Here is a 15,164-nt window from a genome sequence, read left to right on the forward strand (position 1 = left end):
ACGAGTGTTCGTGGGATGGCAGCCCTCGCTGCTCGAGGTCGGCTCGCCCGGGGTCGACCGCGGGTTCGCCACGATCCACCGCCACGAGCTCGCCGACGGCGCCTGGGTCGACCACCAGCCCGCCTGGCTCACCGGCGCCGACACCCTGTTCGAGCGACTGGTCCACGAGCTGCCGTGGCGCACCCGTCCGGTGGCCATGGACGGCGAGCGGCTCGTCGAGCCCCGGCTCACGTGGTGGTGGCGCCGCGACGACGCCGATGCCCCGCCGCTCCCCGGCGTGGTGGTCGAGGCGCTCCGCGTCCTGTCGGCCCGCTACGAGCGCGACTTCGACTCGGTCGGGTGCAACCTCTACCGCGGCGGCGCCGACTCGGTCGGCTGGCATGCCGAACGCGAGGGCCGCACGGGCCCCGAGCCCGTCGTGGCCATGGTGTCGCTGGGCGAGGCCCGGCCGTTCCTCCTGCGCCCGGCGGGCGGTGGCGCCTCGCGCGCCTTCCGGCTCGGGCACGGCGACCTGCTGGTGATGGGAGGCTCGTGCCAGCGGACCTGGCAGCACCGGGTGCCCAAGGTGCGGGCCGCGGGTCCGCGAATGAGCCTGACCTTCCGGCACGGTGTGGAGCCCCCGCCGGGCGACGCCGCCTGAGCCGGCCTCACACCAGGGCGTTCACCGACCGCAGGGCCGTGTACAGGGCCACGCCGACCAGCAGCACCACGAACGCGCGCGACAGGCGGGTGGCGTCGACCCGGTGGCCGACCCAGCTCCCCGCGGCCACGCCGGCCATGGCCGACACCGCGAAGGGAAGGGCCACGCCCCAGTCGAGGTTGCCGGCGCCACCCCGCGCCGCCAGGGCCACGGCCGAGTTGACGGCGATCACGAGCAGCGAGGTGCCGACCGCCTCCGGCATCCGGAAGCGCAGCACCAGCACCAGGGCGGGCACGATCACGAAGCCGCCCCCCACCCCGAAGAACCCCGTCATGAGCCCGACGACCGAGCCGGCCACGAGCACCTCGACCACGGCGCGGGCGTCGAGGCGTCTCCGGGCCGTGGTGGCGGTGAGGAGGCCGGTGGCCTCCACGGCCAGCTCGTCGTCGAGCTCGTCGACGACATCCTCGAGCGGCACGTCGCCGGCCTCCGGCCCGTGCACCACCCGGGTCCTCCGCCACATGGCGACCGCGGCGACGACCATCACCGCCGAGAACAAGAGCAGCAGCACGTCGGGGTCGACGCCCGCGTTGAGCGCCGACCCCACCAGCGACCCACCCACGCCGGCGGCACCGAACAGCAGGCCCGGTCCCCACACCACCGTGTGCCGGCGGGCGTGCGGGACGAGGCCCACGAGCGCCGACAGGCCCACGACCACGAGGGAGACGGACGTGGCCTCCTTGGGCGCCAGCCCGGCCACGTACACGAGGGCCGGCACCGCGAGGATCGAGCCGCCGCCCCCCAGGGCTCCGAGGGACACTCCGATGAGGAACCCCAGCGGTGAGGCCGCCAGGGCGCGGGTGCCGGCGGCGAGCACCAGGGGCCGGGCGCCGGTGACAAGGGCGAGCGGCCCGATCACGCCACCCGCCCGGCACCGCCGTCGTCGGTGACCACGGGCAGCCCGGCCCGAGCCCAGGCCTGCATCCCCCCCACCAGGTTCACGGCGTCGTAGCCGTGCTTGACCAGGGCGTCGGTGGCCCGGCCCGAGCGGTTGCCGGAGCGGCACACCATCACCAGCCTGGTGTCGGCGGGCAGCTCGCCCAGCCGCTGGCCCAGCTGCCCCAGCGGCACGTGCACGGCGCCCGGCGCGTGGCCGGCGTGCCACTCGTCGGGCTCGCGAACGTCGACCAGCACGTTCGGCTCGGCGATGGCGCCGACCTCGAGGGGGTCGACCGACGGCACGTGATGGCGGTGGAACAGGCTCACGAGATCACCTCGGTCTCGTCGGGGCGGATCACGGGCAGGTGCACGGTGGCCCAGGCGTCGAAACCGCCCAACAGGTCGGACACGTCGCCGAAGCCGTTGGCCTCGAGCGTGCTGGCCGCCACCGCCGACCGGTACCCGCCGGCGCAGTACACCGCGACCGGGCGGCCGGGGTCGAGCGCGCGGAACCGGTTGACGAAGTCGGCGAGGGGCATCAGGGCGGCGCCCGGGATCATGCCGAGGCGCGCCTCGCCGGGGTTGCGCACGTCGACCACCTGGAGGTCGGGCACGTCGCCGAGCCGCTCGGCCAGGGCCTCGGTGGTGAGGCGGCTGCTGCGGGCGACCAGGTCGGGCCGCTCCACGAACGCGCGGATGGGGTCGTCCAGCCGGCCCACGACCTGGTCGAAGCCGATCCGCCCGAGGCGGATCCTGGCCTCCATCGCACCGTCGTCGTTCTCGGCGACGACGATCACGGGCTGATGGGGCTGGAGGACGTCGCCCGCGTACTCGGCGAACCGACCGCTCAGCCCGATGTTGACCGAACCGAGGAGGTGGCCCGCGGCGAAGTCGGCAGGATCGCGCGTGTCGACGACCACGGCGCCCTGGCGCTGCAGCTCGAGCACGCGGTCGAGGGCCAGCGCGGCCGGGGCCTCGACCTCGTCCAGGGTCGGACGCTCCTGGCGGTTCCGGCTCGCCGCGAAGGCGAAGTAGAGCGGGGCGAGCGGCTGACCCTCGGTGATGGCCTGCACGAAGTCGTCCTCGCTCATCGGCTGGAGGGCGTAGTTCGTCCGGCGTTGATCGCCGATCGTCGACGCGGTCTCGGTGCTGAGGTTCCTCCCGCAGGCCGAGCCTGCGCCGTGCGCGGGGAACACCCGGGTCGCGTCCGGCAGCGACAGCAGCTGCTCGTGCAACGAGTGGTACAGCTGGCGGGCCAGCTCGTCGGCGCTGACACCGATCGACGCGAGCAGGTCGGGCCGGCCGACGTCGCCGATGAACAGGGTGTCGCCGGTGAGCACGCCGTAGGGCACCTCGTCGTCACCGTTCTCGTACACCACGACGGAGAGCGACTCGGGGGTGTGCCCCGGCGTGTGGCGGATCTCGAGGGTGACCTGGCCGAGCGACAGGCGCTGGCCGTGGGCCAGCCCCTCGATGGGGTAGTCGGCCGTCGCGCCCTCGGCGTAGGAGATGACGGCGCCCGTCGCGCCGGCCAGCTCGAGGTGGCCGCTCAGGAAGTCGGCGTGGAAGTGGGTCTCGATCACCCGCTCGACGACGAGCCCGTGGGCCTCGGCGTCGGCGAGGTACCGGGCCACGTCGCGCTGGGGGTCGACGACCACGGCGCGGCCGGTGCCCTGGTCGCCGATCAGGTAGCTCGCGTGCGACAAGCAGTCCAGGTAGTACTGCTGGAAGTACAAGGCCGTCTCCTCGCGGGAATCGGGGCCGGGCGTTGCCGGCCGGTTCTTGGTTCTCCTGGGACGAGCGGTCGGCCGCAGGGCGCGCCGCCCGTCAGGCCAGCTTCAGGAAGAGCCGCTCGACCTCCTCCAGCGACTCGCCACTGCGGGCCGCGGCCTCCGGGTCGCGCAGGCAGGCCTGCAGGTCGGCCGACAGGAGCCGGAACCCGACCTGGTCGAGCGCGCTCCGGGCCGCCCGGAGCTGGGTGACCACGTCGCGGCACGGACGTCCCTCGTGCAGCATCACCTGCAGCCCCCGGACCTGGCCCTCGACCTTCCTCAGCCGGGCGACCAGCTCCTGGGCGGTGGTCTGGGACACGGCCACGGTGCACCTCCCGCTCTGCTGCACTCACTATACCCCTGGGGGTATCTGGGCGCAACCCCCTCCACTCGCGGTCGCCGCCGAGTTGGCCGAGCACCGCCGGTGGGTCCACCCTCGCGAGGTGGTGGATCCCCTCGCTCCCCTGCAGCACGCCGTGGCCGCCACGGTGCGCCGGCTGCTCACCGGCTCGGCGCGGCCGGCCGACAGCCCGTTCGCCGGGCCCGGCGACGCCGGGCTCCACGGCCCCGGCAGCGTGACCTGGCGGGTGCACGCCGACCTGTCGATGCTCGTGGGGGGCGTGCGGGCCCTGCTCCTCCAGACCCTGCACCCGCTGGCCATGGCGGGCGTGGCCGACCACTCCGACTACCGACGCGACCCCTGGGGGCGGCTGCAGCGAACCGCCGCGTTCGTCGGCGCCACCACCTACGGCACCACCGAGCAGGCCCTCGCCGCGGTGGAGACGGTGCGCCGGGTGCACGAGCGGGTCCAGGGCGTCGCGCCCGACGGCCGCCCGTACCGAGCCCAGGACCCCGACCTGCTGACCTGGGTCCACGCCACCGAGGTCGACAGCCTCCTGGGCGCGTTCCGCCGCTACGGCGGCCGGCTCACCCCCGCCGACCAGGACCGCTACGTGGCGGAGATGGCGACGGTCGCCGGCCTCCTCGGCGCGGCCGACCCCCCTCGCTCGGCCGGCGCCCTGGCCGCCTACCTGCGCGACGTCCGGCCCGAGCTGCGCGCCGGCCCGAGCGCCCACCAGGCGGTTCGGTACCTGCTCGCGCCGCCCCTGCCCCTCCCGGCCCGGCCGGCCTACGGGTTGCTGGCTGCCGCCGCCGTCGAGCTCCTGCCCTTCTGGGCCCGCCTCGAGCTGCGCCTGCCGCTGCCGCCGGTGACCGGCGCAGTGGCCGTCCGCCCTGCGGCCGCGGGGTTGATCCAGGTGATGCGCTGGTCGCTGGGCCCGTCGCCGGCCCGGGCCGCAGCCGAGGCCCGCGCCGGCGCGGGCCCCTGACCGCGATCAGCCCGGGGTCGGTGCGTCGGGTCGCAGCAGCCCGGCAGACCGCAGGGCGTCCCACAGCCCGACGGGCACGGGCCGCTCGAACCGAGCCACGTTCTGTCGCACCTCGTCGGCCGACCGGGCCCCGATGAGCACGGAGGCCACCGCAGGGTGGGCGGCCGGCAGCTGGAGCGCCGCCGCCGCGAGCGGCACGTCGAAGCGGCGGCACACGGCTGCCAGGGCGGCCGCCCGCTCGAGCACTGCGGGGCCGGCCGGCGCGTAGTCGAACGTGGCACCGGGCCCGGGATCGGCCAGCACGCCGCTGTTGAACACCCCGCCCACGATCACGGCCACGCCCGCCTCGAGGGCCGCGGGCAGCAGGTCGTCGAGGGCGGACTGGTCGAGCAGCGTGTAGCGGCCCGCCAACAGCACGCAGTCGACGAGGCCGGCGCGCACGAAGCGGGTGAGCATGGCCGACTGGTTCATCCCGGCACCCACCGCGCCGACGACGCCCTCGTCGCGGAGGCGGCGCAGCTCGGGCAGGACCGCCTCGCGGGCCTCGCCCTCGTGCTCGTCGGGGTCGTGCACGTGGACCACGTCGACCCGGTCGAGGCCGAGGCGCTCGAAGCTGGCCTCGAGCGACCGGCGGACGCCCGCCGTCGTGACGTCGAACACCGGCCGGACGGGGGGCACGTCGACGAAGACGCCGTCGGGGTCGTCGCCCGGGACGAGGAGCCGGCCGACCTTGGTGGCGACGACCACCTCGGGGCGGGGCCGGCGCGCCAGCGCCTCACCCAGGCGACGCTCGGCCAGGCCGTGACCATAGAGGGGGGCGGTGTCGAACCACCGGATGCCGGCGTCCCACGCGGCGTCGACGGTGGCGCGCCCCTGGTCCTCGCCGACCCGCTCGTACAGGTTCCCGAGCGGGGCGCACCCCAGCCCGAGCGCGGTGACCCGCACGCCGGTGCCCCCCAGCGGCACTCGCGCCGCGGGATCGGGCACGCCTCAGACCTCGGCGCGACCCCGGTCGCGCCACTCGGCACCGTCGGGGAAGCGCAGGGCGTCGATGGCCTCGGGCCGCAGCTCCACCGAGAACCCGGCGGCCTCGGGGACCACGTAGCTGCCCCGCCGGACCTCGGCCGGGTGCACGAACTGCTCGTGCAGGTGCTCGGCGTACTCGCACATGCGCCCGTCGAGGTCGGCGCTCACGGCCACGTAGTCGATCAACGACACGTGCTGGACGTACTCGCACAGGCCGAGGCCGCCGGCGTGGGGGCACACGGGCACGCCGTAGTGGGCCGCCAGGACCACCACCGTGAGCACCTCGGTGAGCCCGCCGAGGCGGCAGGCGTCGACCTGGCAGTAGTCGATGGCACCGGCCTGCAGCAGCTGCTTGAAGACCACCCGGTTCGCCACGTGCTCGCCCGTGGCCACACCGATCGGCGCGACCGCCCCGCGGATCGCGGCGTGGCCGAGCACGTCGTCGGGGCTGGTCGGCTCCTCGACCCACCGCAGCCGGAAGGGGGTGAACCGGCGCGTCCACTCGATGGCCTGGGGCACGTCCCACACCTGGTTGGCGTCGACCATCAGGTCGGCGTCCCACCCGATCTCGCCCCGGACCAGCCCCAGTCGGCGCACGTCGGCATCGGGGTCGATGCCGACCTTCACCTTGAAGCGGGTCCAGCCGTCGTGCCGCGCGACCCGCAGCCGCTGCCGGACGAGCTCGTCGTCGTAGCCCAGCCACCCCGCCGACGTGAGGTAGGCCGGATAGCCGTCGCGGCGCAGCTCCGCCTCGCGCTCCGCCCGCCCCGGCACCCGGGACCGCAGCAACGACACGGCCTCGTCGCGGGTGAGCGCGTCGGACAGGTAGCGCCAGTCGAGGCAGTCGGCGAGCCGCTCCGGCTCCAGATCGACCACCAGCTTCCACACCGGCTTGGCCTCCACCCGCGCCCACAGGTCCCACACGGCGTTCACCAGGGCCGCCGTGGCCAGGTGGATCACGCCCTTCTCGGGGCCCAACCACCGCAGCTGGGTGTCGCCGGTGAGGCGGCGTTGGAGCCCGGCCAGGTCACCGGTGAGCTCGTCGAGCGGTACGCCCACGACGTGGTGGGCCAGGGCCTCGACCGCCGCGCACACCACCTCGGTGCCCCGGCCGAGGGTGAAGGCGAGGCCGTAGCCGGCCAACCCCTCGAGGTCGGTGTGCGCCACCACGTAGGCGGCCGAGTAGTCCGGGTCCCGGTGCACGGCGTCGGATCCGTGGAGCCAGCGAGACGTGGGGGCCCGCACGTCGACCACCTCGACGCCCGTGATGCGGGGCGTCGCGCTCACCGGCGCACCCCGCCCGGCACCTGGAAGCCGTGGGTGCCGCCGTCGATGGCCAGCGCGGTGCCGGTGACGTACCCGGCCTCCGGGGACGCCAGGTAGACGATGGCGGCCGCCACCTCCTCGGCGGTGCCGAGGCGGCCCACGGGTTGGCGGGCCACCAGGCCGGCCCGAGCCGCGTCCGGGTCGTCGGTGGCGGCCAGCAGCCGGCCGACCCACGGCGTGTCGATCGTGCCCGGGCACACGCAGTTGACCCGGATCCCGTCGGCGGCGCCGTCGGCCGCCATGGCCAGGGTGAGAGCCAGCACCGCACCCTTGCTGGCGCCGTAGCAGGCCCGCTGGGGCAGGCCGGTCCACGACACGATGGAGGCCAGGTTCACGATGGCGGCCTGCGGGGAGCGCCGCAGGTGCGGCAGGCACGCCCGCGCGGTGCGCACGATGCCCATCACGTTCACGTCGAGCACGCGGCGCCACTCGTCGTCGTCGTTGGCCTCCACGCCGCCGACCGCGCCGATCCCGGCGTCGTTCACGAGCACGTCGACGCGGCCGAACGCCTCGACCGTGGCCGCGACGGCGGCGTCGACGGACCCCTGGTCGGTCACGTCGGCCCGGACGGGGAGCAGCCCGTCCGACGCCGGCGGCGGCCGGAGATCGAGCGCCGCCACCCGTGCCCCCTCGCGCCGCATGGCACCGACCGTCGCCAGGCCGATCCCCGACCCGCCTCCTGTCACCAACGCCACCAGCCCGCTCATCCGTGGCTCGCCCATCACCCCATCACCACCCGTTCGGCCGCCCGCTGCATCTCCTCCAACGCGGCTGCGGGCGAGCACGCCCCCCGCAACGCCCGCCGGATCGCCTCCCACCCCGCGTCCTCCACCTCGGGGAACCGCTCGGAGGGCGCGTACGTGATCATCCCCGAGGCGATCGTGTCACGCGTGATGGCGAGGCGACGGGCGTCGACCTCGTCGACCGGCGCCACCGCCGCGAACGCCTCGACGTGGGCGCACACCGCCCCGCTCGTCGCCTCGAGGGCCCCGGCGGCCTCGCCGCACAGCGCCGTGACCAGGGCGGCGGCGCCGTCGACGTCGCCGCAGGTCGTGGGGATGGCCCAGGCATGGCAGCCCGCGTAGGAGCGCACGCCCAGGAGCCCGCCCAGGTAGGGGTGGGGCTCGAGGGCCGGCCCGCGCCCGGAGCGGCGAAGGCCGGCGGTGGCACCCGGCCACGCCGCGGCCAGCGCCACCCGGCCGGCGCCCAGCGCGGCGTCGACGTCGTCGTAGTGCCAGCCGGGCAGATCGGCCGGCGCCCGCCGGGCCAGCGCCACCAGCGTGGCCACCGCCGCCTCCGCCTCGGCGGTGGCCAGCGTGGGTCTGCCGTCGGGGTCGAACAGCTGGCCGCCGAGGGCCGTCACCACCTCGAAGAACGTGCCGAACAGGCCCGACTCCCGGCCGGGGAAGCCGAAGGCCAGCCCGGAGGCAACCAGCTCGTCCCACGTCGCGGGCACCCGGCCGGCGACCTGCCGGCGATCCGCCCAGAGCACCCGGACGTCGATGTTGCGGGGCACCGAGAGCAGCGCGCCGTCGACCCGGCAGAGCTCCACCGCCCGGGGCGCGAGGGCCGCGGGCACCGCCGGGTCGAGCAGGGTGTCGAGCGGGCGCAGCCACCGGGCCTGCGAGGGGGCGTACTTGGCGTGGGTCGACAGCACGTCGATCCGCTCGCCGGCGGCCAGCAGCCCGGCGACCCGCAGGTTGAGGGTGGGATGGTCGGCGTGCACGACCACCTCGACGTGGCGGCCGTCGAGCAGGCGGTACAGCCCGTCGTACATGGGCCCGCCCACCAGCGCGACCCGCAGCGCTCCCCCCATCGGCGGCACACCGTAGATCGGCCGCGCCGGGCGAACGCCAACCACCTGGGTACGCTGCCCCGGCCCCGCGGGAGCGGGTCGCGCATGCTGGCCGTGGAGGGGGACGACGTGGGGATCGCCGAGGACACCCAGTGGCTCGACGCCACCGCGCAGGCCGAGCTGGCGCGCACCGGCCAGGTGACGCCGGCGGAGCTGGTCGACGCGGCCATCGAGCGGATCGGACGGCTGGACCCCGGCCTGAACGCGGTGATCCTCGAGCTGTTCGAGAAGGCCCGGGCCGCGGCCGCCGACCCCGCACTGCCCGACGGCCCGTTCCGGGGCGTGCCCTTCCTGATCAAGGACCTCTGGGCGACGACCGCCGGTGACCCGATCTGCAACGGGAACGCCGCCCTCAAGGCCGCCTGCGTCCCGGCTCCGAGCGACACCACCCTGGTCGCTCGCCATCGGGCCGCGGGCCTGGTGATCGTGGGACGCACCAACACCCCCGAGTTCGGCAGCCTCCCCACCACCGAGCCGGTCGCGTTCGGCCCCACCCGCAACCCCTGGGACCCGAGCCGCAGCCCGGGCGGCTCGAGCGGCGGCTCGGCCGCGGCGGTGGCCGCCGGCATGGTGCCGGCCGCCCATGCCAGCGACGGTGGGGGCTCGATCCGCATCCCCGCGTCGGCGTGCGGCCTGGTCGGCCTGAAGGTGAGCCAGGGTCGCACGAGCCTCGGCCCCCTCCGCGACGAGAGCGGCCTCGGGGTCGAGCACGTCCTCACCCGGTCCGTCCGCGACTGCGCCGGCCTGCTCGACGCCACCCACGGGCCGGCGCCGGGAGACACCGTGATCGCCCCGGCCCCGTCACGCCCCTACCTCGCGGAGGTCGGCGCCGACCCCGGCCGGCTGCGGATCGGGCTCATGCCCACCCATCCGACCACCGCCGTCCACCCCGACTGCGAGGCCGCGGCCCGCCGCGCCGCCGCCCTGCTGGAGCGCCTCGGCCACCACGTCGACGAGGCCTGGCCGGCGGTGCTGGGCGACACCACCTTCGCCAGCCGCTTCACCGCCCTCTGGTCGTCGGCCATGGCCATGGCGATCCGGGGCGTCGGCGACCAGCTGGGCCGGGCCATCGGCCCCGACGACGTCGAGCCCGTCAACTGGGCCATGGCCGAGATGGCCGCGAGCACCACCGGCCCCGACGTGCTGGCGGCCCAGGCGGCCATGGGCACGTTCCGCCGGGCCCTGGCCGGCTGGTGGGCCGCCGGCTGGGACCTGCTCCTCACCCCCACCCTGGCCGAGCCGCCCCCCCACCTCGGCACCCTCGCCAACGATCCCGCCAACCCGCTGGCGCCCCTCGCCCGCTCGGCCCTGCTGGTGCCGTTCACGCCGCCGTTCAACGCCAGCGGCCAGCCCGCGATCTCCCTCCCGCTCCACCAGACCCCCGACGGGCTGCCCGTGGGCGTGCAGCTGGTGGCCGCCTACGGGCGCGAGGACGTGCTGCTGCGGGTGGCGGCCCAGCTGGAGGCGGCCGCGCCGTGGGCCGCCCGTAGGCCGCCCGGCTGCTGAAGGCGGGCGAGGAGCCCGCCCAGCTCGGCCGCCGGCACCGCGGGGCCGAACAAGAGCCCCTGCATGGCATGGCAGCCCAGCCGGTCGAGCTGGTCGCGCTGCGCCGCCGTCTCCACGCCCTCGGCGATGACAGCCAGCCCCAGCGCGCCGGCCAGGGCCAGCACCGCCGACACGATGGCCCGGTCCTCGGCGCTGCTGTCGAGACCCTCGACGAACGTGCGGTCGATCTTCAGCACGTCGACCGGGAAGCGCCTGAGGTACCCGAGCGACGAGAACCCGGTGCCGAAGTCGTCGACCACCAGGTGGACCCCGAGGTCCTTCAGAGCCCGGAACGTCGACACCGCCTCCGCCTCCTCGACGAGCACCGACTCGGTGATCTCGAGCCACAGGCCCTCGGGCGGGAGGCCCGCGGCCAGCAGCGCCGCAGCCACCGTGTCGACCAGGTCGGGGTCGGCGAACTGCCGAGCCGACAGGTTCACGGCCATGCGGACGGCGTCGAGCTCGGGCCGGTCGGCCCGCACGTCGGCCAGCGTGCGGCAGGCCTCGGCGAGCACCTGCTCGCCCATGGCCACGATGAGCCCCGACTCCTCGGCCACGGGCACGAAGGCGGCCGGCGGCAGGATGCCGCGATCGGGGTGCTCCCACCGCACCAGCGCCTCCACCGCGATCACGGCCCCGGTGGGCCACCAGACCGCCGGCTGGTAGTGGACGGCCAGCTCGCCACGCCGCAGGGCGCGTCGCAGGTCGTGCTCGAGGTCGAGCCGGGCCAGCCGCACCGTGCGCAGCGCCTGGTCGAACACCTGCACGCGGTTGCGGCCCTGCTCCTTGGCCCGGTACATGGCGACGTCGGCGTCCTGGAGCACGCCTTCCGGGTCGGACGACCCCTGTGCGCCGACCACGCCGATGCTGGCCGTGATCACCAGCTCCCTGCCCTCGAGCGCCATGGGCTCGGCGATGGCGGCCGCCACCCGGGCGGCCATGTCTCGCGCCGCCCCCTCCCCCACGTCCTCACCGATCACCACGAACTCGTCGCCGGCCAGCCGGCCGACGGTGTCCTCGGGCCGCACGACGTCGCGCAGCCGGCGGGCGACCTCGCGCAGCACCCGGTCGCCGGCCCCGTGCCCGAACGAGTCGTTGACCGCCTTGAACCGGTCGATGTCGATGAACAGCACGCTGACTGGCTGCTGCGGCCTCGCCGCACGGGCCAGGGCGTGCCCCAGCCGGTCGAGCACCAGCGTGCGGTTCGGCAACCCGGTGAGGTGGTCGTGCGTCGCCCGGCGGACGGCGTCGTCGAACGCCCGGCGCATGGCCTCCAGGGCGCCGGCGTCGTTCAGGGCGATCGAGGCGTGCTCGGCGAAGGCCAGCAGCATCGACTGCTCGTCGCGGCCGTAGCCGTCGGACCGGTCGTACGAAGCGACCACCAGGCTGCCGACCACCTGTCCGTCCTGGTGGACGGGCGCGGCCATGGCTGCCCGCAGGCCGGCGCGGGCGAAGTGCTCGATCGGCGCGTCGGCCCGCGCGTAGCGGTCCCACACGACGAGCCGCCCCTCCGCCACCGCCAGGCCACCGGCTCCCTCGCCGATCGGCGACCGCCCCACCGCCTCGACCTCGGCCGGGGAGAGGCCCCGGCTGGAGACCAGCCGCACCGAGCCGGGATGATCCTCGTCGAGGAGGCGCAGGCCGACGACCTGGTCGCCGAACAGCACCGACGCCCCTTCGGTGATGGCGTCGAACACGTCCTGCACCGGCGCCCGGTGGGAGATGGCGCGCTGGATGGCGTAGAGCCGCTCCAGCAGGCGCTGGCGGCCACGCACCTCGGCCAGCAGACGGGCGCGCTCGCGGCCCTGCCGCTCGCTCTCGGCGCGCAGCGCCCGCTCCGCGTCGATCATCCGCCGCATGCCCAGCGTGAGCCCCAGCACCCGGGCCATGGCCCGCGCCAGCCCCACCTCGGTGCGCGAGAACGCCGCGCCGGAGCGGGCCAGCACCAGGGTGGCCTCCTCGCCGACCACCGGCACGGTGAGCACGCCGCAGGGCCCGACGCCGGGTACGTCGAGCTGCGGCCGCTGCCCGGCGGCCGCCGCCCGCAGCTCGGCCTCCGGCACGCGGCCGGCGGGATAGCCGACCGCGGCCAGCACGCCCCCGGCGCCGACCAGCCCGACCAGCTCCGCCTCCAGCGCCTCGGCCGCCTCCTCGACGGCGGCGGACGCGGCCGCCGACGCATCGGGCAGCACCGACACCCGCTCGAGGAACTCGGCCAGCCGGAGTGCGGCCCACCCGCCCGGCACCGCCGCCCGGTCGGCCTCGCCGCCCGCGGTCGGGCCGTCGGCGGCGCCGTCGCAACCGGCCGTCATGCGAACGCCAGCACCACGAGGGTCTGGTTGTGGAAGCCGGTGACCCCCGAGGTGCGGGCGAACTCGCCGTAGGTGTAGAGGCCGGCGACCGGCGCGCCGGCGGCGTGCCCCGCGATGCGGTCGACCTCGCGTCGCACGCCGTCCTCGCCCAGCACGCCGCGGCGGGCGATGCAGTCGAAGGCGAGCAGCCCGAGGGGCTGGTGCCCCGAGAGCGCGGCGAGGGCGTCGGCACAGGCACCGTCGGTGGCGTCGAGCACCGACGCCCGGTCGCCCTCCATGAGCCAGGCCAGACCGCCCTGGGGGACCTCGGCGATGCAGACGAGGGCGCGCTCGTCGAGGTCGGCGCCGGCCACGAAGCGGACCTCCTCGCCCGAGCGGCGGCTGATCCCGAGCGGGTGCGTCAGCGCGAACCGGGTGAGCGCGGCCGAGTCGCGGCCCAGCTCGGCTGGCGCGCCCAGCCGGCGGAGGTACACGTCGAGGGCGGGCTCGTCGTCGAGGGCGAGGACCCGGTTGGCCTCGCTGCGCGTGACCAGCATCGGCTCGCCCACCCGGCGCCAGCCGTGGTGCGCCCCGATGCCGAGTGGCCCGTCGGACGCGATCGCGGCGCTCACGACCGCCCGCTCCAGCACCTGGTCGCCGTGCAGCTGGTGCGTGCCCGTCATGGTGAGGCCGTCGCCGGCGCACCCGCCCACCAGCGGCACCTCGGCACCCACGACCCGGTAGGCGCCCCGCACGACCTCCTGCTGGTCGCCGGCCAGCGCGTCGGACAGGAGCAGCAGCACCCGGTGGGCACCGCTGACCGAGGCGGCACAGGCCGCGGCGAGCGCGCCGGCCTCGCGCAGGCCGACCTCGTCGACGTGACCGACGCCGGTCGCCACCGAGAAGCCGGCGCCGCCGAGGCCCAGCACCACGACGCTGTCGTCGGCCGGGCCGCCGGCCGAGATCTCGCCGTTGGTGGAGCAGCCGACCAGGGGCACCTCTCCGGCCACCGACCGCACGCCGTCGAGCAGCGCCGGCACCGCCTGCGAGTTGCCGCAGAACACCACCAGCAGCCCGGGGTCGGGGCCGGCCAGGGCACCGCGCGCCGCCTCCACGCCGGCCTCCCGGGCACCCGGGCTCGACGAGCGGCCGACGGCCACCCACCTGCGGACGGTCGGTGCCGACGCGGTCGCCATCGTCCCATCGTGACATCCGCCGACGGCGCGCCGGAACCCCCGATGCGGCGCCGGGTCGTCGGGTCGCCGGGGTCGATCGGCCCTACCCGGGGACGGGCGCTCCTGAGCACGATCAGATCGTGAGCCACCATCCCGACCCCACGGCGGTCTGGTCGGTCGACGAGCTGCAGTTCCCCACGGCGGGGACCGACAGCCAGAAGCTCACCTTCGCCGTGCGCTACGCCATCCTCGCCCCCTCGAGCCACAACACCCAGCCCTGGCAGTTCGTGCTGGAGGACGGGGGCCTCGAGGTGCGGGCCGACCGCCAGCGGTGCCTCCCGGTGGTCGATCCCGACGACCGGGAGCTCACGATCTCGTGCGGCGCGGCGCTGGGGGTCCTGCGCATCGCGCTGGCCCACTTCGGCTACGCCACCCTCGTGGAGCCGGCGCCTCCCCCCGCCGAGGAGGCCCTGGCCAAGGTGCGCCTCGCCGGCCCCGTTCCCTTCGATCCGGACGTCGACGACCTCTTCCGGGCGATCCCCCTGCGGCGCACCAACCGCAGGGCCTTCGATCCGCGTCCGGTGCCCGACACCCTCGCCGCCCGCCTCGGAGCCGACGCCGAGGGCGAGGACGCCTGGCTGCACATCGTCGGGGAGGACGCCGCCCGCCACGCCCTCGTCGACCTCGTCGCCGAGGCCGACCACGTCCAGCTCGCCGACCGGCGGTTCCGCCGGGAGCTGGCCGCGTGGATCCGCACCAACGACAGCGACCGGCCCGACGGCATCCGCGGCTACGGGCTCGGGATGCGCCACCTGATGAGCCACGTCGGGCCGTTCGTGCTGCGCACGTTCGATGTGGGCAAGGGGCAGGCCGCCAGGGACCGCGAGCTGGCCGAGCACTCGCCGCTGCTCGCGGTGCTGGGCACCGAGGGCGACACCGAGCACGACTGGCTGGCGGCCGGTCAGGCCCTCGTACGGGTGCTCCTACGGGCCCGGGCCGAGCAGGTGTCGGGGGCCTTCCTCAACCAGCCGGTCGAGGTGGCGGAGATGCGGCCGCGCCTGGCTGCGCTCGTCGGTCGGCCGGATTCGCACCCCCAGCTGGTGCTCCGACTCGGGTACGGCCCCGACCCCGCGCCCGAGCCGCGGCGATCGGCCGACGAGGTGACGGTGGTCCAGGCCGGGTGGCGCTGAGGGCGCACGGGCCACGGCGGACGGTGACGTGGTGAGCCAGCGCCTCAGCGGCGACGAGAGAGCCGGGCCCGCTCATG

At 75.9% G+C, this 15,164-nt stretch carries 14 protein-coding genes; 4 read left to right on the forward strand and 10 right to left on the reverse strand.

Annotated features, from left to right (window positions below; genetic code table 11):
* The first annotated feature begins 4 nt into the window (after positions 1-4).
* Positions 5-640: an alpha-ketoglutarate-dependent dioxygenase AlkB gene (locus IPM45_03055; protein ID MBK9178549.1), complete on the forward strand. Its 636-nt coding sequence runs from the start codon at positions 5-7 to the stop codon at positions 638-640.
* 7 nt (positions 641-647) lie between these two features.
* Here IPM45_03055 and IPM45_03060 read toward each other — a convergent pair whose 3' ends face one another.
* The 4 genes from IPM45_03060 to IPM45_03075 all read right to left on the reverse strand — a co-directional run bounded on the left by IPM45_03060 (position 648) and on the right by IPM45_03075 (position 3,676).
* Entirely contained in the window at positions 648-1,493 is an 846-nt protein-coding gene (locus IPM45_03060) for a sulfite exporter TauE/SafE family protein (protein ID MBK9178550.1), read from the reverse strand.
* 62 nt (positions 1,494-1,555) lie between these two features.
* On the reverse strand, positions 1,556-1,882 hold the full coding sequence (locus IPM45_03065) for a rhodanese-like domain-containing protein (GenBank protein MBK9178551.1): 327 nt from the start codon (positions 1,880-1,882) through the stop codon (positions 1,556-1,558).
* Between the two features lie 20 nt (positions 1,883-1,902).
* Positions 1,903-3,315, reverse strand: coding sequence for an MBL fold metallo-hydrolase (locus IPM45_03070; protein MBK9178552.1), 1,413 nt, complete (start codon positions 3,313-3,315; stop codon positions 1,903-1,905).
* Between the two features lie 91 nt (positions 3,316-3,406).
* Positions 3,407-3,676 (reverse strand): metal-sensitive transcriptional regulator, encoded by a 270-nt coding sequence (locus tag IPM45_03075; GenBank protein MBK9178553.1) that lies wholly within the window; start codon positions 3,674-3,676, stop codon positions 3,407-3,409.
* Positions 3,677-3,758: 82 nt separating this feature from the next.
* Here IPM45_03075 and IPM45_03080 point away from each other — a divergent pair, with 82 nt between their 5' ends.
* Complete coding sequence (locus IPM45_03080; protein ID MBK9178554.1) at positions 3,759-4,679, forward strand: DUF2236 domain-containing protein; 921 nt, start codon at positions 3,759-3,761, stop codon at positions 4,677-4,679.
* Between the two features lie 6 nt (positions 4,680-4,685).
* Here IPM45_03080 and IPM45_03085 read toward each other — a convergent pair whose 3' ends face one another.
* From IPM45_03085 to IPM45_03100, 4 genes are read right to left on the reverse strand one after another with little or no spacing between them, the layout of a single operon-like run.
* Complete coding sequence (locus IPM45_03085; GenBank protein ID MBK9178555.1) at positions 4,686-5,645, reverse strand: aldo/keto reductase; 960 nt, start codon at positions 5,643-5,645, stop codon at positions 4,686-4,688.
* Between the two features lie 24 nt (positions 5,646-5,669).
* Positions 5,670-6,992 (reverse strand): fuconate dehydratase, encoded by a 1,323-nt coding sequence (locus IPM45_03090; protein MBK9178556.1) that lies wholly within the window; start codon positions 6,990-6,992, stop codon positions 5,670-5,672.
* Positions 6,989-7,753, reverse strand: a complete 765-nt coding sequence (locus tag IPM45_03095; protein MBK9178557.1) for an SDR family oxidoreductase — start codon at positions 7,751-7,753, stop codon at positions 6,989-6,991. Before IPM45_03095 ends, IPM45_03090 begins: the two co-directional genes overlap by 4 nt.
* Positions 7,753-8,847 carry an extracellular solute-binding protein gene (locus tag IPM45_03100; GenBank protein ID MBK9178558.1) on the reverse strand — a complete coding sequence of 365 codons (1,095 nt, stop codon included), beginning with the start codon at positions 8,845-8,847 and terminating at the stop codon, positions 7,753-7,755. The genes IPM45_03095 and IPM45_03100 overlap by 1 nt, the downstream gene beginning before the upstream one ends.
* A gap of 84 nt (positions 8,848-8,931) precedes the next feature.
* Here IPM45_03100 and IPM45_03105 point away from each other — a divergent pair, with 84 nt between their 5' ends.
* Positions 8,932-10,392: an amidase gene (locus IPM45_03105; GenBank protein ID MBK9178559.1), complete on the forward strand. Its 1,461-nt coding sequence runs from the start codon at positions 8,932-8,934 to the stop codon at positions 10,390-10,392.
* Here the strand turns inward: IPM45_03105 and IPM45_03110 are convergent.
* On the reverse strand, positions 10,305-12,743 hold the full coding sequence (locus tag IPM45_03110) for an EAL domain-containing protein (protein MBK9178560.1): 2,439 nt from the start codon (positions 12,741-12,743) through the stop codon (positions 10,305-10,307). The genes IPM45_03105 and IPM45_03110 overlap by 88 nt on opposite strands.
* Positions 12,740-13,918 carry an FIST C-terminal domain-containing protein gene (locus IPM45_03115; protein ID MBK9178561.1) on the reverse strand — a complete coding sequence of 393 codons (1,179 nt, stop codon included), beginning with the start codon at positions 13,916-13,918 and terminating at the stop codon, positions 12,740-12,742. The genes IPM45_03110 and IPM45_03115 overlap by 4 nt, the downstream gene beginning before the upstream one ends.
* Positions 13,919-14,082: 164 nt before the next feature.
* Between IPM45_03115 and IPM45_03120 the strand changes: the two genes are divergently transcribed.
* Positions 14,083-15,087: a hypothetical protein gene (locus tag IPM45_03120; protein MBK9178562.1), complete on the forward strand. Its 1,005-nt coding sequence runs from the start codon at positions 14,083-14,085 to the stop codon at positions 15,085-15,087.
* Positions 15,088-15,164: the final 77 nt, after the last annotated feature.

It is taken from the genome of Acidimicrobiales bacterium (assembly GCA_016716005.1).
Lineage (GTDB): Bacteria > Actinomycetota > Acidimicrobiia > Acidimicrobiales > JADJXE01 > JADJXE01.

Excerpts from the sequence above, each read along its gene's own strand:
- IPM45_03095 (MBK9178557.1), bottom strand. The coding sequence starts at position 7,753 with ATGGGCGAGCCACGGATGAGCGGGCTGGTGGCGTTGGTGACAGGAGGC.
- IPM45_03100 (MBK9178558.1), bottom strand. The coding sequence starts at position 8,847 with ATGGGGGGAGCGCTGCGGGTCGCGCTGGTGGGCGGGCCCATGTACGAC.
- IPM45_03105 (MBK9178559.1), top strand. The coding sequence starts at position 8,932 with ATGCTGGCCGTGGAGGGGGACGACGTGGGGATCGCCGAGGACACCCAG.
- IPM45_03110 (MBK9178560.1), bottom strand. The coding sequence starts at position 12,743 with ATGACGGCCGGTTGCGACGGCGCCGCCGACGGCCCGACCGCGGGCGGC.
- IPM45_03115 (MBK9178561.1), bottom strand. The coding sequence starts at position 13,918 with ATGGCGACCGCGTCGGCACCGACCGTCCGCAGGTGGGTGGCCGTCGGC.